Origin of the sequence: uncultured Sphingomonas sp. (assembly GCF_964250165.1) — a bacterium.
Taxonomy (GTDB): domain Bacteria; phylum Pseudomonadota; class Alphaproteobacteria; order Sphingomonadales; family Sphingomonadaceae; genus Sphingomonas.
Window position 1 is genome coordinate 20,698 of record NZ_CAXUEK010000019.1, and the last position, 18,752, is coordinate 39,449.

General features: G+C 69.0%; 13 protein-coding genes. 4 read left to right on the forward strand and 9 right to left on the reverse strand.

Annotated features, from left to right (window positions below; genetic code table 11):
• Positions 1 to 19 precede the first annotated feature (19 nt).
• The 3 genes from ACFE64_RS06165 to ACFE64_RS06175 all read left to right on the forward strand — a co-directional run bounded on the left by ACFE64_RS06165 (position 20) and on the right by ACFE64_RS06175 (position 1,594).
• Positions 20 to 268 (forward strand): hypothetical protein, encoded by a 249-nt coding sequence (locus ACFE64_RS06165; RefSeq protein WP_375391581.1) that lies wholly within the window; start codon positions 20 to 22, stop codon positions 266 to 268.
• Between the two features lie 193 nt (positions 269 to 461).
• The gene (locus ACFE64_RS06170) at positions 462 to 1,184 is read left to right on the forward strand and encodes a Crp/Fnr family transcriptional regulator (RefSeq protein WP_375391582.1); all 723 of its coding nucleotides are present in this window, start codon (positions 462 to 464) and stop codon (positions 1,182 to 1,184) included.
• A gap of 140 nt (positions 1,185 to 1,324) precedes the next feature.
• Positions 1,325 to 1,594, forward strand: a complete 270-nt coding sequence (locus ACFE64_RS06175; protein WP_375391583.1) for a hypothetical protein — start codon at positions 1,325 to 1,327, stop codon at positions 1,592 to 1,594.
• Between the two features lie 88 nt (positions 1,595 to 1,682).
• On the opposite strand, the gene ACFE64_RS06180 is transcribed toward ACFE64_RS06175, so the two are convergent.
• Together ACFE64_RS06180 and ACFE64_RS06185 are read right to left on the reverse strand one after the other, a co-directional pair.
• Positions 1,683 to 3,026, reverse strand: coding sequence for a VWA domain-containing protein (locus ACFE64_RS06180; RefSeq protein WP_375391584.1), 1,344 nt, complete (start codon positions 3,024 to 3,026; stop codon positions 1,683 to 1,685).
• A 5-nt stretch (positions 3,027 to 3,031) separates the two neighbouring features.
• Positions 3,032 to 4,000, reverse strand: a complete 969-nt coding sequence (locus ACFE64_RS06185; protein ID WP_375391585.1) for an AAA family ATPase — start codon at positions 3,998 to 4,000, stop codon at positions 3,032 to 3,034.
• 128 nt (positions 4,001 to 4,128) lie between these two features.
• Here ACFE64_RS06185 and ACFE64_RS06190 point away from each other — a divergent pair, with 128 nt between their 5' ends.
• Positions 4,129 to 5,082, forward strand: a complete 954-nt coding sequence (locus ACFE64_RS06190; protein ID WP_375391586.1) for an aldo/keto reductase family protein — start codon at positions 4,129 to 4,131, stop codon at positions 5,080 to 5,082.
• A gap of 32 nt (positions 5,083 to 5,114) precedes the next feature.
• On the opposite strand, the gene ACFE64_RS06195 is transcribed toward ACFE64_RS06190, so the two are convergent.
• The 7 genes from ACFE64_RS06195 to ACFE64_RS06225 all read right to left on the reverse strand — a co-directional run bounded on the left by ACFE64_RS06195 (position 5,115) and on the right by ACFE64_RS06225 (position 18,563).
• A complete protein-coding gene (locus tag ACFE64_RS06195) occupies positions 5,115 to 6,929 on the reverse strand; it encodes a family 43 glycosylhydrolase (RefSeq protein WP_375391587.1) in 1,815 nt (604 codons plus the stop codon).
• A complete protein-coding gene (locus tag ACFE64_RS06200; protein WP_375391588.1) occupies positions 6,926 to 7,612 on the reverse strand; it encodes a DUF6445 family protein in 687 nt (228 codons plus the stop codon). Before ACFE64_RS06200 ends, ACFE64_RS06195 begins: the two co-directional genes overlap by 4 nt.
• The gene (locus tag ACFE64_RS06205; protein WP_375391589.1) at positions 7,609 to 9,996 is read right to left on the reverse strand and encodes a TIM-barrel domain-containing protein; all 2,388 of its coding nucleotides are present in this window, start codon (positions 9,994 to 9,996) and stop codon (positions 7,609 to 7,611) included. Before ACFE64_RS06205 ends, ACFE64_RS06200 begins: the two co-directional genes overlap by 4 nt.
• Complete coding sequence (locus ACFE64_RS06210) at positions 9,993 to 12,251, reverse strand: glycoside hydrolase family 3 N-terminal domain-containing protein (RefSeq protein WP_375391590.1); 2,259 nt, start codon at positions 12,249 to 12,251, stop codon at positions 9,993 to 9,995. The genes ACFE64_RS06205 and ACFE64_RS06210 overlap by 4 nt, the downstream gene beginning before the upstream one ends.
• A 14-nt stretch (positions 12,252 to 12,265) precedes the next feature.
• Entirely contained in the window at positions 12,266 to 13,714 is a 1,449-nt protein-coding gene (locus ACFE64_RS06215; RefSeq protein ID WP_375391591.1) for a glucoamylase family protein, read from the reverse strand.
• 107 nt (positions 13,715 to 13,821) lie between these two features.
• Entirely contained in the window at positions 13,822 to 15,351 is a 1,530-nt protein-coding gene (locus ACFE64_RS06220; protein ID WP_375391592.1) for a tryptophan halogenase family protein, read from the reverse strand.
• Between the two features lie 113 nt (positions 15,352 to 15,464).
• Complete coding sequence (locus ACFE64_RS06225; protein WP_375391593.1) at positions 15,465 to 18,563, reverse strand: TonB-dependent receptor domain-containing protein; 3,099 nt, start codon at positions 18,561 to 18,563, stop codon at positions 15,465 to 15,467.
• Positions 18,564 to 18,752 lie beyond the last annotated feature (189 nt).

An 18,752-nucleotide genomic window follows, 5' to 3' on the forward strand; every position in this document is an offset into this window, starting at 1 on the left:
CTTCCGGTCGGAGGACGCCATGCCAGCCTCTTTGTCACGCCGCGACGGGCCGATCCGGCTCGGCGGGCTCGCCATGCTCGGCAGCGGGGTATTCGCCCTGGGTCTCCTGTTCGGCGGCACCGTCGTGCCCGCAGGCTGGGCGGGCTTCGCGGCCGCGGGCTGGGGCTTTCTCGGCTGCAGCGGCGGCGCGCTGCTGACGTGCTTGGGCGCGCACGTCCACGATCGCGTGCCGATCTCCCGGCCCTGGGCTCCGCATCTTGTCGACTAGGCTCAGGACGCCATCCCGCTGGTAACCATGGACGCGGCGATGAACCCGCCGGTTCGGGACGATGGTCCTTGGCGGAACGCCATGCCCCGGCGCGGCGCATATCCGCGTTGCCGATCTTGAAGGACCGTCCGCTTTGCCAACCCTATAAACCTATGTTAATATCCTCGTTTGCCGTCGCATATAGGATCGTGACATGGCGAACCGCTTTGTCGAAAAACTCTGCCGGTTCGTCCAGTTAAGCCCCGAGGAGATGGCGGCCCTTGAAGAGGCCACGGCGCGGCCAAGGCCCTTCGGGCCGCACCGCGATCTGATCCGGGAGGGGGATCGACCCGGACCGGTATTGGTCATGCTCGAGGGTTGGGCGTTGCGCTACAAGGTGCTCCCGGGCGGCGGACGCCAGATCGTCGCTTTTCTGATGCCTGGCGACGCGTGCGATCTTCACGTCAATCTCCTGGCGGAGATGGACCACAGCATCCAGACGATCACGAACGCGCAAGTCGCGACGATACCGGGCGAAATCATGGAGAAGATGATGGCCCAGCCCGGGATCGCGCGGGCGATGTACATCTCTCAACTCGTCGACGAAGGCACGTTGCGGGCGTGGATCGTCAGCATGGGCCGCCGCAGCAGCGTAGAGCGCATCGCTCACCTGCTGCTGGAGCTGTACCGGCGCGCAGCGGACGTCGGGCTCGCCGCCGGCGACACCATGGCGCTCCCTTTGTCGCAGGCCGTGCTGGCCGACGCGGTCGGGATGACCAGTGTCCACGTCAACAGAATGCTGCAGGAACTGCGTCGGTCGGGCGCGGTCACGCTGCAACGCGGTGTTCTCAACATCTGCAACCCGGCCGCGCTGACGCGATTGGCCGGCTTCGACGAAAACTACCTGCACCGGTCCCGCCGATCGGTTTTCAGCTAAGCGCGACGTCGCAACGGCTTAACATCCGATAATGTGCACGTCTGCCACCAGGGTAACGCTGGCGCATCGTCAGCTCATGTCTCCGAGGCGCTGGCGGCGGTAGGCGTGAGATCGCCTGCGCCTCCGACAGGGCGGCGCCGATGCCACGATATTCGATCCGCACGACGAACTCCGTCTTCGAAGGCAACGACGACGACGCCGTATTCGATCGGCCGGAGGATGCATTGACGTCCGGCATCCAGGGCGCGATCCAAATTTCCGCCGAGGAGATCGCGTCGGGCAAGCTTTGCGCGGCCGTCGACGTCTGCGTCGACGACGAGGACGGAACACCCCTGCTCCGATCGGTGGTGTCCCTGTCGGTCGCGCCTCTGCTGACCGACAAACGCGCGGTCGCGCCCAACTTCGGATAGCCGCCGCGACCACTTCGCTCGGCCAGGGTCTTCGGATCACCGATCGCCCGTGGCCCGGGGCGATAACGGAGCCCATGCCGGCAAAGCGTCAGTGCGGCAGGCTCGACCGGAGCACGTCGTCGATCACCCGCTCCAGGTCCTTGAGCGTGTTGCAGGTGCGGGCGATGTGGCAGAAGCGCTCGTACCGCAGCATGTCGCTGTCGCCGCGGCCCCAGAAGGTGCGGGGCTCGGGATTGAGCCACACCACCGCGCGGCTGCGCTTGGCCATCTCGGCGAAGATGTCGAGGCGTGGATCGGCATGGTTGCCGCGCGCATCGCCGAGGATGATGATCGTGGTGCGATGATTGAGGCTCGCCATGTGATGCTCGGCGAAATCCTGCAGCGAGCGGCCGTAATCGGTCTGGCGGAAGCCGATGTCGCTCAGCACCTGCGCCGTCGCCGCCTCGATCGGCAGGCGATCGAGCAGCGCGCCGACATCGGCGAGCCGGCCGGAAAAGGCGTAGCTCTCCAGATGATCGACCACCTCGCTGAGGCTGTAGAGGAACGTCAGCAGGAACGCGGCGGCCGACGCCACCGACTTGGAGACGTCGCACAGGCAGACGATCGACGGCTTCGCGATCTTCCTGGTCTTCCAGATGAGCTCGAACGGCACGCCCTCATGCGCCATCGATCGATGCAGCGTGCGGCGGACGTCGATCTTGCCGACCAGCGCGCGGCGGCGCGCGCGCGAATAGCGGCTGGCCAGCTGCTTCGCCAGGCGGCGGACGATGTGGCGCATGATCGCCTGGTCGTCTGGGCTGATGCCGCCGTCGGCGGTGAGCGCCTGGCGGATGAGCTGGGCCTCGCGCAGTTCCTTGCCCGTCTGGCTGGCGTAGAGCTCGTACTGCCGCGCGACCAGCGCTCGCGCCTGTTCGGCAAGCGCGGCGCGCGCCTGCTCCAGCTGCGCCACCGAGTCCGATTGCGGGTCGCGTCGCCGGGCCGCGGCGAGGACGGCATCGACCTCCCGCACGCCCATCTCTTCGAGCACCTGGCGCGAGAGCTGGCTGCGCTGCGTGGCGAAGCGGATGCCGGTGACGTCGGCCCGGCCGGCGGCCTGCGCGAGCGCGACCGACAGGCCGACCTCGTCGCCGCTCAGCATCATCCGGGCGAGCGCGCTGCCCTCCGCCTCCGGCAAGTTGCCGTCTGCGCGCCGGTTTTCGAGTGGCGGCGTGCCGACCGGCGGCGGATCGAAAAAGGCATCGAACACGCGATCGAACGTCGCCGCCTCCTCGCCGCTCTTGGCCAGCGTCGCGCAGAGCGCGTCGCGGAACAGCGCCCGGTCGGCGAAGGGGACGATCGTCGCCGCCCGGCTGGCCTCGATCGTATCGGCCGGCGAGATCGGCAGGCCCGCGATGCGCAGCGCGCGGACCAGATCGTCGAGCGCGCGACGCACGCCGCTCAGCCGTCCCGGGCGCGCAGCACGAGCTCATCCACCTGCGGCAGCAGCGCCTCGATGTCGCGCTGATATTTCAGCAGCACGTTGAGCGTGTCGCGCACCATCGCCGGATCGAGATCGTCGGCGCCGACCAGCAGCAGCGCGCGCGCCCAATCGACCGTCTCCGAGATCGACGGCAGCTTGCGCAACTCCTGTTCGCGCAACGCCTGCACGAAGGCGACCAGCGCGGCGTTCAGCCGTGCGTCGATGCCGGGTACGCGCGCCGCGACGATGCGCCGCTCCAGCGCGGCATCGGGCAGCGCGATGTGGAGGTGAAGGCAGCGGCGCTTCAGCGCGTCGCCCAGCTCGCGATCGTTGTTGGAGGTGAGGAAGATCAGCGGCGGCGTCTCGGCGGTGATGACGCCGAGCTCGGGGATGGTGACCTGATACGCGCTCAGCACCTCCAGCAGGAACGCCTCGAACGCCTCGTCGCTCTTGTCGATCTCGTCGATCAGCAACACCGCGCCACCCTCCTGGCGCAGCGCGCGGAGCAGCGGGCGGGGCTCCAGGAAATCCTCGGAGAAGAACAGGTCGCCGACGCCGCGCAGTCGCGCCATCGCGGCGCCCAGATCGGGCGCGTCGGCGAGCGTGTCGCTCATGCGGTCCTTGAGGATTTGGGTATAGAGCAGCTGCTTGCCGTACTTCCACTCGTACAGCGCCTTGGACTCGTCGAGCCCCTCATAGCATTGCATGCGGATCAGCGGCAGGCCGAGCAGCCGCGCCGTGGACAGCGCCAGTTCCGTCTTGCCGACGCCGGCCGCGCCCTCGACCAGCAGCGGCCGTTGCAGGTGCGCGGCGATGTAGAGCGCGGTCGCGATCCGGCGCGAGGCGATATAGCCGACCGAGCTCAGGCCGTCCGAGATGCTGTCCACGGACGCCAGCCTGGCATCGGCGGCGAGCGGGGCGGGGGCGATGGTCGGCAGGGGCGGCACTCCTCGATTGCGCGATCGGTCTCGGCAAGGAACGATCATCGGCCGCCGTCGCTTGGGAAACAGCCGTCGGCACCGTGGCCAGCGGGAACGCACGTTGTCAAACGCAGCGTGCCGATGAGGAGAGGACGATGCAGTACCGCCAGCTGGGCGCGAGCGATCTGAAGGTCTCGGAAATCTCCCTGGGATCGTGGCTCACCTTCGGGCTCGGCATCGAGCGGGAGCGGGCGAAGGCCTGCGTCGACCGCGCGTTCGATCGCGGGATCAACTTCATCGACACGGCCAACGTCTATGGCCGCGGCGCAGCGGAGTCGTTCCTGGGCGAGGCGCTGAAGGATCGCCCGCGCGACGGCTATGTGCTCGCGACCAAGCTGTTCGCGCCGATGAGCGACACCGATCGCGGGCTGTCGCGCGCGCAGGTCGAGAAGCAGCTCGACGCCTCGCTGCAGCGGCTCGGGACCGATTATGTCGATCTCTATCAGTGTCACCGTTACGACGTCGACACGCCGCTCGACGAGACGATGGAGGCGCTCACCGCCGCCGTGCGCGCGGGCAAGGTGCGGTATCTGGGCTTCTCCGAATGGTCGCCGCAGAACATCCGCGATGCGATCGCGCTGCCGGGCGTGGAGCGCTTCGTCTCCAGCCAGCCGCAATATTCGCTGCTGTGGCGGCGGCCCGAGAAGGAGGTGATCCCGCTATGCGCGGCCAACGGCATTTCGCAGATCGTCTGGTCGCCGCTGGGGCAGGGCGTGCTGACCGGGAAATACGCGCCCGGCGCGGCGCCGCCCGCCGACAGCCGCGCCGCCAGCGACAGCATGGGGACGATGATGACGCGGCTGACCACGTCGGCGGTGATCGAGGGCGTCGAGCGGCTCAAGCCGCTGGCGGCGGCGGCGGGATGCAGCATGGCGCAGTTCGCGCTCGCCTGGGTGCTGCGTGAGCCCAATGTCGCCTCGGCCATCATCGGCGCGAGCCGCCCCGAGCAGGTCGACGACAATGCCGCCGCCTCGGGCCTGTCGATCGACCCGGCGCTGTTCGCGCAGGCGGAGGCGATCGTCGGCGCTATCCCCCGCGAGACGAGCTGAACGCGGTCACGGCCCGGCGTTTCGTATGGCACTCAGCAGGCGGACCGCGGCGGCGCCGCGATGGGCAGGGCGGGGGAGAGCGGTGAGACGCCGGTCTCGTTGAAGGCCTCCACCGCGGTCCAGTAACGCTGGCCGACCGTCAGCGCGCGTAGCGTCAGCACCGGGTGCGCGGTGTCGAGCCGATCGGCGAACAGCTGGTAGGTCAGCGTCAGGCGGTCCGGACGGATGCCCCAGCGGACATTGTAGCCGGTGACGCCGGGCGTCGCTGTCCAGGCGATCCGGGCTTCGCGCTCGTCGCAGCCGCGCGTCGCGGCGCTGATCGCGGGCGCGCCCGGCGTGCTTCCCTCGGCGCGTCCGAACACGCGCAGGTCGCTGATCGCGAGATGCGCCGCGCCGACATGGCCGTGGACGTAGCGTACGAAGCGGGCGCGGACCGGGCGCGGCAGCTCGAAATAGGCATTCGGCCGGTCGCGGCGCTCGGGACCGGTGGCGGCGAGCGGTTGCCAGCGCCGACCGTCGACCGAGGATTGCAGCCGGAAGGCGGTGTAGATGTCGGGCGCGTCGGCGAAGCGGCCGGACCGGTAGTCGGCGAAGTCCACCTGCACCGCGCGCAGCGTCTTCGCCGCGCCGAGATCGAGCGTCAGCGTCTCGCCCGGCCGGTTGCGCGCGGCGACCCAGAAGCTGCGCGGGTTCTCGTCGGTCACGCGATCGGCGGGGAAGCCGGGAAGCGACGACGAGGCGGTCGCGCGTGCCCGGTAGGAGAGCAGCATCCAGCCGGCGAACAGCCGATCGGGATCGTCCACCCGCCCGCGCGGAACCCGCTGCGGCCAGTCGCCGAACCGCGTCGACACGGCCATCTGCCCGTCCGGCCAGAAGCGCGCGGGGAACATCGCCACGCGCCGCTCGAACCGCCAGTTGACGCCGATCCAGGGCGTGCCGGTATTCCACCAATTGCCGTGCGCATCCTGGAAGGTCGAGCCGTGCCCCGCACCGGTGACGAAGCCGCCGGGCTTGTAGGCGACCGGGTTGTAGGGCGCGTAGGTGAAGGGGCCGAGCGGGCGGTCGGCCACATAGACGCCGGTGGCATAGGCGTTGAACTCGGTGCCGGGCGCCGCATATTGGAGATAGTAGCGAGCGGCGACCTTGGTCATCCAGGCGCCCTCGATGAACGGATCGACCGCCGCACCTGACGCGTCGCGGCCGTCGTGATCCTGACCGAACCGCTCCCAGCCGTGATGCGCCGGGTCCAGCGCGATCAGCGGCCGCGGCGCCCCATACGCCACGCGCGGGCCGAGCGTCAGCGGCGCACCGTAGAGCGGAAAGACGTTGGACGAGCCCCAATAGAGATACCAGCGCGCGTCGTCGTCGCGGAACAGCGCCGGGTCCCACGGGCCGGGCGGGATCTGGCCGGGCCCGATCCGATCCTCCCGCCCCGGCGGCACCGCGCCCGGCAGATCGGGGGTGCGCCGCGTGAGCAGGTCGAGCCGCCCGTGCGCCGGATCGTCGCTGACCAGGATCGCCTCGGGTTCCATGGTGGCCGGCATCAGATACAGCCGCTTGCCGTCCGACCAGACCGCCGGCGCGACCACGCCCTGCAGCGGCCAGCGGCTCGGCTTGATGAAGCGCCAGTGGAGGAGATCGGTGGAGCGCCAATAGCCGTCGGCGAGCGTCAGGAAGAGGTAATAGGCGCCCCGGTGGCGTACCACCGCCGGGTCCGCGCCGGTCCGGTAGGAGATACCCTCGTTCGCCTGCTCCCAATTGTAGCGGTAATCGAGGTCGACGGGATTGGCGTAGGTACGCGGCGGCGCGGCGGCGAGCGCGAGCAGGGCGGCGGCCGCGTGCCTCATCGGCCGCGATAGGCCCGCACGAAGAAATTGGCGGTCAGCCGCCCGACGCGCGGGTCGGCCGATAGCGGCAGGTCGGGCGGGATGATGCCGGAATGGAGCAGGTAGCCCTGATAGATCACCAGCCGGTCCGGCGCGGCTTCGATCGCGGCGACCTGCTCGTAGGCCGCGTCGGAGCCGGCGATATAGCCGTGGGCGGCGGGGCCGTCGCGTTGCGCGGCGGCGATGAAGGCGGCGCTGTTGGCCTGCTCGACGCGCTCGATCCCGGTCGCGCGCTGGCGGTAGAAGGCGGTGCCGGTGCCCTCCGTACCGCCGAGATAATGGAGGATGGCGATATAGTCGGGGTCGACCGAATCGAAGTGCGGCACGCGCTGCGGCGCGGCCAGCGCGGCAGGCGGGTCGGTGACGATCGAGAAGCTCGCTTCGAGCAGGTCGAAGCCGTCGACGCCGAATGCGCCGCCGACGAACGGCGCGGCGGCGTGCAAGGTGCGCTCGGCATAGGCCCATGCCGCGCCGTCGCGGTCGTTCAACGGGCGGCGCAGGCCGGGATAGAAGCTGCCCTGCGCCCGCTCGAACGGCGCCAGCGCCGCCGCCGCGTCGATCACCGCGGCGACATCGCCGTCGAAGCCGTCGATCACGACCAGCGGGCTGGCATACGCGCCGATGCGGCGCAGTGCCGGCGTCATGGCCCGATCGCCACCGTGGCGGGACCGGGCTGGTCGGGCAACGTGAAGTGCAGCGTGCCCGCCTCGACCCGCGACGGGATCGGCCGGCCGGCGAGCGTCACGCGCGGCGCCGCGCCCGTCCAGCCATGCACCGTCACCGCGATCCGCCACCACCACGGCCGATAATGGCCCTCGCGTGCGGCGAAGCTCAGGTGCGCGGCGTCGCACGTCACCTGCTGGCGCAGGAAGCCGCCGTGCTTGTAGGCGAAGCTAACGCCGTCATCGAGGTAGAGCGCGCCGCGGCAATCGGGGCCGGGATAGACTGCCAGCTCCAGGTCGCCTTGCGGCGTCTGCGCGGTCGCCTGCACCAGCGGCTGGCGCGGGATGATCGCGCCGGGGCGGACGAACACCGGGAGGCGCTCGAGTGCCGGCGTCTCCTGCGTTTTCGCCTCGGCCATCCGGCGGCCGGTCCAGTAATCATACCAGCCCGGCCCGGGCAGGGTGTTGACGTAGGCGGCCGGGGACTCGGGGGTCGGCGGCGGCGCGACGAGCAGGTCGTCGCCCAGCAGCCACTGCTGCTCGGTGCCGCCGAGATGGTCGCCCTTGCCCACCACCGTCGGATAATCGAGGAACACCGGGCGCATCAGCGGCAGGCCGGTGCGGCTGTTCTCGTCGGCGAGCGCGTAGAGATACGGCATCAGCCGGTAGCGCTCCTCGATGTAGCGTCGCCGGATCGCCTCCTGCGCGGGGCCGTGGACCCACACTTCCTGCGCGGGCTTGTCCTTCTGGTAATGGTCGCGGAAGATCGGGTTGAACGCGCCGACCTCGATCCAGCGGGTGAGCAGTTCGGGCGAGGGCGCGTCGCCCGCGAAGCCGCCGATGTCGTCGCCGGCATAGGCGAAGCCCGACAGCCCCAGGCTGACCAGCTGCGTGGTCGAGAGATTGAGGTGCGCCCAGCTCGACGAATTGTCGCCCGTCCAGGTCGCGGCGTAACGCTGGCCGCCGGCATAGGAGGCGCGCGTCATCACGAACGGCCGCCGGTCGGGCGCGAGCGCCAGCGTGCCCTCATAGGTCGCCCGACTGTTGAGCATGCCGTAGACGTTATGCATCTCGGCGTGCGTGGCGACGCGCGGCAGGAAGCCGGGCTCTTCGATGCGGTGCCGGACGTCCAGCGGCATGGTCTTGGTCGGCGTCTCGAAGATCGCCGGCTCGTTCATGTCGTTCCAGAAGCCGGCGACGCCCATGCCGACGAAATCGCGGTAGAGCCCGCCCCACCACGCCCGCGCCGCCGGGCGGCTGAAATCGGGGAACACCGCCGGGCCGGGCCAGACCGGGCCGACATAGCGCGCGCCATTCGGCGTCTTCAGGAAGATGTCGGCGGCCGTGCCGCTGTCATAGGCGCCGTAGCCCTGATCGGGCGCGTTCGCGATGTGCAGGTCGGTGATGACGACCAGGCGCATGTCCTCGGCGGCGAGCGACTTCACCAATCCGGGCAGGTCGGGAAAGGCCTGCTTGTTGACCGTGAACGGCCGGTTGCGGTCCTGATAGTCGATATCCATCCACACCATGTCGGCGGGGATGCGGTCGCGGCGCAGGCGGTCGGCGATGCCCTGCACCTCGCCCTGCGTCATGTAGCTCCAGTGCGATTGCTGGAAGCCGAGCGCCCAGAGCGGGGTCAGCGGCGGCTTGCCGGTGAGATAGGCATAGTCCTGCACGATCGCGCGCGGGTCGGCGCCGGCCATGACATAGTAATCGAGCGGCCCGCCCTCGGCGCCGAAAGACCAGACGTCGCGCTCGGCCTTGCCGAAGTCGAAGCTGCCGCGCCACGTGTTGTCGAGGAACAGACCGAAGCTGGTGCCGTCGTCTTGCAATCCGAGCACGAACGGGATCGACTTGTAAAGAGGATCGGTGGCGACGCTGTAGCCGAACGCGTCGGTGTTCCACAGCGTGAAGGCGCCGCCGCGGCGGTCGAGCGGGCCGGTCTTGTCGCCGAGGCCGAAGAAATGGCCGTTCTGGACCATCACCTTGCGGACGCGGAAGGTGGCGCCGGTGACGCTCACCGCCTCGCCCGGCGCGTCGGCGAGCAGGACATGGCCCGCTTTGTCGGCGATCGAGAGCGCCAGGCGTCGCTTGTCGAGCGTCACCGTCACCGCGGCGGTGCTGAGCGTCGCGGCGTCGGCCGTCTCGCCGACGTCGAGCGGCGTGCGGCGCGCCCGCACGTCCTGCGACACCGCCCACGACGCATCCTCTGGCAGCGCGGGGAAGCCGGCGCGGATGCGCAGGATGTCCGGTCGCGGCGCGGTGATCTCCAGCCGCACGCCGCCATGCTCGGTCACGTAGCGGTCGACCGTCCGCGCGTGCGCCGCGCCGGTGACCAAGCCGAGCAGGAGCAGCAGCGCCCTCATGCCAGGGCGAAGCTAGCGGGCGTGCCCGCCACGGCCGATGGCGCGATCCACACGTCGAACGCGCCGGGATCGGCATAGGTCTTGAGGTCGGGATGGACATAGCCGAGGTCCGCCTCGGTGAGCGTGAAGCTCGCCGTCGCGCTCTGGCCGGGCTGCAGGTCGAGGTGGCGGACGGCTTTGAGCGCGCGCACCGGTTGGGTAATGCTCGCCACCTTGTCGTGGATGTAGAGCTGCGCGACCTCGTGCGCGGCGCGCGCGCCGGTGTTGGTGACGGTCGCGGTGACGGTCAGGCTGCCGCCGCGCGCCAGGCGCGGGGGCGCCAGCGTGGGACCGTAGGTTGCCGTGCCATAGGTCAGGCCGTGGCCGAAGGCGTAGAGCGGCTCGTTCGTCACCTCGCGGTAGCGCGCCTTGTACTCCTTGTCGGCGGTCAGCTGCGGGCGGCCGGTGGTGCGGTGGTCGTAGTAGAAGGGCTCCTGCCCGGATGCCTGCGGGAAACTGACCGGCAGGCGGCCCCGCGGGCTTGCATCGCCGAACACGAGATCGGCGAGCGCGTGGCCGGTCTCAGATCCCAGGAACCAGGTCGCCATGATCGCCGGTGCGTCGCGGACGGCGCCGGTCAGTGCCAGCGCGCGGCCGTGGCGGAGCAGCACCACCATCGGCTTGCCCAGCGCGGCGAGCGCCTCGGCGAGCGCCAGCTGCGGCGGCGGCACGCCGATATCGACGCGCGCCTGCGCCTCGCCCGACATGCCCATGCTCTCGCCGACCACCAGCACGATCACGTCCGACGCCTTGGCCGCCCTCACCGCCCCGGCGATGCCGTCGTCGAGCGGCTTCTCGAAATCGGCGCCGCGCTCGACGCGGAGCTTCGCGGCCGGGCCGAGCGCGGCGCGGAAGCCTTCCTCGATCGTGACGTGGCTCGGCACGTCGGGGAACACCGACCAGGGGCCGGGCAGGTCGCCGCGGTCCGATACCGCCGGGCCGATCAGCGCGATCGCCCGATCCTTGGCGAGCGGCAGCAGCTGGCCGTCGTTCTTCAGCAGCACGCAGGCCTTGCGTGCCGCCTCGCGCGCCAGCGCCACCGTCGCGGGCAGGCGGATGTCGGCGGTCTCGCGCGCCGGATCGAGCGAGCGATAGGGATCGTCGAACAGCCCCAGCGCGCGCTTCACCGCCAGCACCCGGCGCACCGCGCGGTCGACCACCGCCAGCGGCACGCGGCCGGCGCGCACCAGATCGGGCAGGTGCTTCCAGTAGAGCCCGCTCTGCATCGAGATGTCGCAGCCCGCGGTCAGCGCCTTCACCACCGCGTCCGGGCCGTCGGCGGCGTAGCCGTGGAGGATCAGCTCCTCCTCCGAGGTATAGTCGGAGACGACGAGGCCGGTGAAGCCCCACTCGCCGCGCAGGATGTCGGTGAGCAGATGGTGGTTGCCCGTCGCGGGGACGCCGCCGATGTCGTTGAAGCTCGACATGGTGGAGAGCGCGCCGGCGTCGAAGCCGGCCTTGAACGGCGGCAGGAACACCTCGCGCAGCGTCGTCTCGGGGATGTCGACGGTGTTGTACTCCATGCCGCCCTGCACCCCGCCATAGGCCGCGAAATGCTTGGGGCAGGCGAGGACGTGGCGCGGGTTCGTGAGGTCGCCGCCCTGGAAGCCGCGCACGCGCGCCGCCGCCATCTGCCGCCCAAGCCAGCTGTCCTCGCCCGCACCTTCGGACACGCGCCCCCAGCGCTCGTCGCGGGCGATGTCGACCATCGGCGCGAACACCCAGTGGATGCCGAGCGCGCTCGCCTCCAGCGCCGCGGCGCGCGCGGTGCGCTCGGCGAGATCGGGATCGAACGACGCCGCTTCCCCGAGCGGGATGGGGAAGATGGTGCGGCAGCCATGGATGATGTCGCCGCCGAAGATCAGCGGAATACGCGCCGGGCTTTCCTCCACCGCGACGCGCTGCAGCTCGCGGCCCGAGGCGACGCCGATGCCGTTATAGGTGCCGACCAACTCGCCGCGCCGCACCCGCGCCTTGAGCTCGTCCATGCCCTGCGTGACCTGGTTCGGATTGACGATCGCGCCGCCGCCGCGGACCGGATCGCCATAGATGGAGAGCTGGCCCGCCTTGTCGGCCAGGCTCATGCGCGCGATCAGCCGGTCGATGAACGGGTCGACCGCGCGCGGGCGGGTCCGCGCCGGGCCGGTGGCGGCGACCACCGCGAGCGCGGACACGCCCTTGAGCAGCGCCCGGCGGGTGGGGTTCGGGTCGTGCACGGCGCCTCTCCTTCTCATCGCTCCAGCCAGCGGCCCTGCGCGCCGACCGCCAGGAAGCCGGCCCGGCGCAGCGCCCGGCGCACGATCGGCCCGGTCAGCGCGCTGCGGCAGAACAGGTCCCAGATCAGGCCCGACCGGTAATTCTCCAGCATGAGCAGGATCGGCCCCTGGTCAATGCCCAGATGTTCGTCCGCCACCCAGCCGGCGCGCGGATCGACCCGGCCGTTCGCTGGGATCGCGGTCGCGGGAAAGCTGGGGTTGAAGGCGTCGGTGAAGCCGTAGCGGCCGTAGATCGCCGCACCGTAGCGGCTGCGCAACGAATGGATCAGCGGCACGGCGACTTCCGGCGCGAAGGCGATCGACGACGCGCCGGCCGTCGGCGCGAGCGTGCCGTCGTCGAACGACTCGCCGTCGCCGGTCTGCGCCCCGCGCGCGCCATAGCCGTGGAACACGCGCGCGCGGCCATCGACCGTCGCCGCCACGTCGCCCGGCCCGCGGCAGGCGGTGAGGCCCCAGACGTCGGCGCCATAATCGCGGAAGCCGCTCGGATTGGCGATGGCGTAGGCGCGCTGCGCCAGCGTGGCGCGGCGCGAGTTCTCGAAGTAATCGCTGCCATGCGCGCGCATGAACGGATCGGCGATCGCGCGGAAATCGAACCAGCAATGGCTGTACTGGTGCCCGAACAGCGGCGAGAAGCCGAGATAGGTCTGGCCCCAGTTGGTGCCCCAGGTGCCGCCGATCGTCGCGCTCCACGCATCCCACGCGCCGGGCGCGACCGCGTAGTCGGGCGCGCCGAGCGCGAGCAGCGGCGCCATCATGCCCTCGTTGTAGCGATCCCAGCTCCGCTCGATGAGCCCGCGTTCATCCTGGTGGGGCAGCCCGGTCTCGGGATGCCAGCCCATGCTGATCATGCCGTTCGGCCGCGCCATGAAGGTCCAGTCGACGCGGGCGTAGAGCGCGACGGCGAGGCGGCGGATCTCCGCTTCGTCGTTGCCCGGGCCGTCGAAGAACGCGCCCGCGGTCAGCGCGCCGAGCAGGAACAGGCAGGTGTCGATGCTCGACAGCTCGGAGCGGCCATAACGCGTCGCATTGTCCAGGTGGAGGAAGTGATAGAAGAAGCCCTTGTGGCCGATGACGCCGCCGGTCGTGTCGCCCTGCGGACCGTTCCAGAAGGTCCGGAGCGTCGCCATCGCGCGCCCCGCGGCGGCGGCGCGCGGGACATAGCCGCTGGCGACGCCGACGGGCAGCGCGGCGAGCGCGAAGCCGGTCGCGGCGATGGAGGCGAACAGCGGGTTCGGCCAGTTGTCGGGCGCGAGCCCGCTGTCCGGCCGCGTCGTCTCCCAGAAGAAGGCGAAGGTGCGCCGGTGGAGGTCGGCGAGCACGGGATCGAGAGGACGGCCGCTGGCCGAACGGCGGGCCAGCGGCGCGGCCGCGATCCCGGCCGCTCCGGCGGCGGCGCCCAACAGCTGCCGCCGGTTTACGCTTGTTACTGAAGTCATCGCACCATGCCGTCCGGTACATCTACGCTGGCCGGCGGTGTAGCGCCTCCTCGCAGGATCAAAACTATACTTCACGCCCGTTGCTGGGCGGCGCAGCAGCGCGCGATGAACTGCTCATGCGCCGGCATGAGCGACACGTTCGACCTGACCACCGTCTCGACGTGATCGACCAGCGCGTGCAGATCAGCGCTCGCCACCCAGTCGACTGCTGGATGATAGCTCCGGGGGTGCAGACCCTGGCCAAGCATCACCTGCACCCAACTCGTCAGCCCGAACATTTCCGTGCCGTTGCGGAAGAACTGACCATCGGCGACGAACAGGTCGATATGGTGCTGGAGCGAATCCGGAATGGTCATGGTCCGGACATAATTCCAGAAATCGGAATCGGTCCGCTGCGTGACGTGGTAGTGCAGGATCAGAAAATCCCGGATCCGCTCATATTCGAAGTCCGTCTGCTCGTTGTAGACGTTCTGCAGGGCGACATCGCAGTCGGCGTTGGGAAACAGGTGCATCAGCCGGTTGATCCCCGCCTGGATGAGGTAGATGGCGGTCGATTCCAGCGGCTCGAGGAAGCCGCCGGCGAGCCCGATGGCGATGACGTTGCGATCCCACAGCTTGCGGCGCTTGCCGGTCGTGAAGCGGAGCGGCTTGGGATCGGCCAAGGCCTTGCCGTCCAGATTGTTCAGCAGGATGTCCGCGGCGCGGTCGTCGGTCGTAAACCGGCTGCTATAGACATGGCCGTTTCCCGTCCGATGCTGCAGCGGGATGCGCCACTGCCAACCCGCTTCGCGCGCCGTGGAGCGGGTATACGGTGTCGGCGGCCCGACCTTTTCGCACGGTACGGCGAGCGCGCGATCGCACGGCAGCCACTGCGTCCAGTCGTCGAAATCGATGCCCAGCGCCTCGCCGATCAGCAGCGAGCGGAAGCCGGTGCAATCGAGGAACAGGTCGGCGCGGATGTGCTCGCCGCTTTCCAGCTGCACGCTCTCGACGAAACCGCGGGTTCCCCCGCGATAGACGGCAACCACCTTGCCCTCGACCCGCTTGACACCCTGCGCCTCGGCGCGCCGCCGGAGGAAGCGCGCGTAGAGCACCGCGTCGAAATGATAGGCGTAGGCGATCTCGGCCAGCGGCGAATTGGGCGGTGCGTCGCTCGGCGCCGCCATGAACTTGCCGAGCGGCGCCGCGACGGTGTTGAGCGAATAGGCGCTGATGTCCTTGGCGCGGCCCTCGGCCCGCGCCTTGAGCCAATATTGGTGGAACGGCAACAGGCCGAGGTCGCGGCCGATGCTGCCGAACCCGTGGACGTAGCTGTCGCCGATCCTGCCCCAATCGTTGAACTGGATGCCGAGCTTGAAGCTGCCCTGCGTCTGGCGGACGAACTCCGCCTCGTCGATCTCGAGCAGGGCGTTGAATGCGGACAGATGCGGGACGGTCGCCTCGCCGACGCCGATCAGGCCGATCTCTTCCGACTCGACCAGCACGACGTCGATCCCGCGACCGAACATCTTGGAGATGGCGGCTGCGCTCATCCAGCCGGCGGACCCGCCGCCCACGACGGCGACTGAACGGATCGGACGCTCTGCCTGCTGCTCTCTCATCGGCCACCGGAAAATATCGACTGTCGCAGCCCATGCCCCGCGCCGGCCCCGAACTCAACGAAGCCGGCCCCGGTTCGGCAACCGCGCGAACCGGGGCCGGCGCTTCCCGAAAGCTAGAAGTGCAAGCCGCCCGAGAACTTCACCGTGAACGGCACGCCGGTATATGTCGCCCGGTTGTACTGCGGGACGGCCGCATAGTTCGTGCCGCCACCCGGCACGGAGGTATCATAGAAGACCGCGCCCGGATCGTAATTCTTGAAGTTGAACACGTTGAGCACGTCGGCCCGGACGAAGCCGCCGATCGAGTGATAGAAGGTGATGTTCTTGGAGATCTGCAGGTCGATATCCTTGTACCCCAGAAATCCGTCCGGCCGACGACTGGCGAAGAGCGTGGTGCCGCCTTGCGGGTTGCAAACGGCGTCGCACCCGAAGATGTTCGTGGCGTAATTCGGCGTCGCCAGCTCAACCTTGGTGGCCGCCGAGATGCCCCAGAACAGGTCGCGGGTATAGGTCGCGACGACCCGATGCTGGGGCACGGCGGTGCCGCGGATGAAGGGGTATTGCGAGGCGTAGGGCAGGTCGAACAGATACTGGTTGCTGTTGATCGCATAGGGATTGGAGCCGCCCGCCAAGTTGTTCTGATCGGCGAACGAGAGCGTGTAGGAAATGGTGGCGCTCCAATGCGAGTCCCGGGTGTAGGGCTTCTGCGCGGCGATGCCGAGCTGAAGCAGCCGATCCTTGGCCCCGTTGTCGAACAGGATCAGCGAACCCGCACCGGGCACGCCCGACGCGCCCCACTGGATGCCGTTCTGGAAATAGGCGCCGTTGGCGTAGCGGTTGCCCAGCCGGCCGACGATCCCGTCGAAGCTCTCCACGTACGAGAGCGCGACCTGCGTGTTCCAGTCGCCGATCTTGTTGCGCATGCCGATGCTGAACTGATCCGAATGTGGCGTCCGGATGTTGTTGTGCAGCAGATCGATCTCGTGGGAGTTCGGGCCGATCGGGATGGTCGCCAGCCCCGCCGGGGTCAGATAGGACGGGTTGAAGGCGTAGCAATGGTTGGCAGGGTTGATGTCCGCCGCCGTGGCGCAGGCGCCGAACGAATCCGTGGTCTGTGCAGAGGGAAAATATACCTGCGGGTTGCCGTTCAGCGCGATCTTGAGCTGCTCCAGCGCCAGCGTGCCGAACAGGTTGCGGTTGTAGGCGCGGGCATAGCCGCCGAAGATCACGTGGCGGTTGTTGCCGTCGGCGTCGAACGAAAAGCCGATGCGCGGCGAGAAGTTGTTGGGCGCCCGCCGGTTGTTGCCCGTGCTGATGTAATCGTTGATGTTGTAGCCGGGCGTCGGGCCGTTGCCCTGGGCCAGCACCGAGGCGTAGCTCTGGGGAACCGTAGCCGAGAACGGCCCGTTGATCCCCGCTACCACATAGGCCGGCGTGACGTAGTTCAGATAGGCCGGCACCACCTCGTGATCCCAGCGCACGCCGAGGTTGACGGTCAGATGGCGATCGACGTTCCAGTCGTCCTGCACATAAGCGCTGTACTGCTTGTCGGTGGTCGTGACGCTTGCCGACGAGACGTCCGCAGAGAGCAGGGGATATTGAACCTCGAACGGCGTGGCGGCGACGCCTGCCGGGGTCACAGCGTAATAATAGGTCGCGCTCGCCAGATCGGAACTCGCGTTCTGTGAGGTCAGCTTGATGGACTGGAAGGAGAAGCCGGCGCGGAACGTGTGCTCGCCCGCGAGCTGGACGTTGGGCAGCGTGAAGTCGTCCTTCGCCGTCCAGCCGCGCTGGCGGCTGATCGCGCCGATACCCGAGCCCGGGCCGCCGACGATGATGAGCGTCGTCGGGCTGTTGGCGTTCGCGGCGTTGGGGTAGAAAATATACTGCGATTGCGGCGACGCCCGGTCCGTCGTGGTCGAAGTGTTGGTGTTCTGGTAGGCGACCAGCGCCTCGTTCGTCCAATGGTCGGCATTGTGCTGCCAACGGATGTCTGCGCGCCGATCGTCGTTCTTGAACGGCGCCTGGGTCGACGCGGCGGCCTGGCCGGTGCCCCCGCTGATGGAACTCTCCAGGCGGAACTTGATGGATCCCTCGAAACGGTCCTTGTCGGTCGGCTCGAGGTCGATCTTGCCGAAATACAGGTTCTCGGTGAACGGGTTGGTCACCGGGCCATACTGGCTGGAGAGGCTGGTCGGCAGCAGGGTCACGGCCTGGGCCGGCGAGATGCCCGAACCGGGAATCACGCTGCTCTGGTTGGAGAGGCTCTTGTGCTCCCAGGTGAAGAAGAAGTGGGCGATGTCCTTGACGATGGGGCCGCCCAGCGCGACGCCATACTGCTTGCTGGGCACCTGCGCCTTGGCCGTGTTGCTCGCCTCTTCCGACACCGTGCGCGAACGCAGGTTCTGGTCGGTATATTCGAAGAACGAGTCGCCGTGGAACTGGTTGGTACCAGATTTGGTCTGGGCGATGATGATCGAGCTGCCGGCGTCACCATAGGCGGCCGAGTAGTTGGACGTAACGACCTTGTACTCGGCGATCGCGAGCTGCGGGAAGGGATTGCCCGGATCGCCGTTGGCCTGGGGGCCGCCGCTGCCGGTGATGCCCGAGCCGCCGTTGATGAAGTCTTTCTGGCTGACGCCGTCGATATAGACGTTCACCGCCGAGGCGAGCTGCGCGCCGCCGCGCAGCGAGGTGTTGTTGGCCGAGTCGACCCGGAACTGGACACCGGGAACGGTGTCGGCGAACTCCAGGAAGTTGCGCGTGGTCTGGGGCAGCGCGGCGATGTCGTGCAGCGTCACGAACTGGTTGACTTCCGACGACTTCACATCGGCTGTCGGGCGCGTGCCCCTGACGACCACGTCGCCTTGCTCCGCCGCGTCCGACACGTCCAGGTTCACCACCGACGTCGACGCCACCGTGATGACCGCGTCGGCCGATCGGTCGCCGGCGGTGACATGGTAGTTGCCTGGCTGGATGCCGGCGATGACGTACGTGCCGTCGGCGCTGGCGGTCGCCCGACGCACCGAACCGGTGTTCACCTCGGTCGCAACCACCTCGGCACCGGCGGCGGCCCGGCCGCGAAGGATGGCCTGCGCGAGCTGCGCAAAGGCTGCCGTCGGCGCGATGAGCGCGCCCGCTGCCGTGATCGCGGCCAGGGAGGTTCCCAGCTGCGCGCAGGCGGCAACTTTCCTGGTGATCGAGTTCTTCATGCGAATCCTCTCCAACATCAGTTCGCCGGCTGCTCAGCCCTTCGCGATACCGATCGGTTGATGATGTCCTTCGCCACGAGAAAACGCAACCGAAGCGAGAGAGACGGAAGAGATCGGGTTGTCCCCGTGTGTCATTATAGTGACACCCTGGCGACGACACGCGCACCGGCGAGAACATCGGCGACCGGC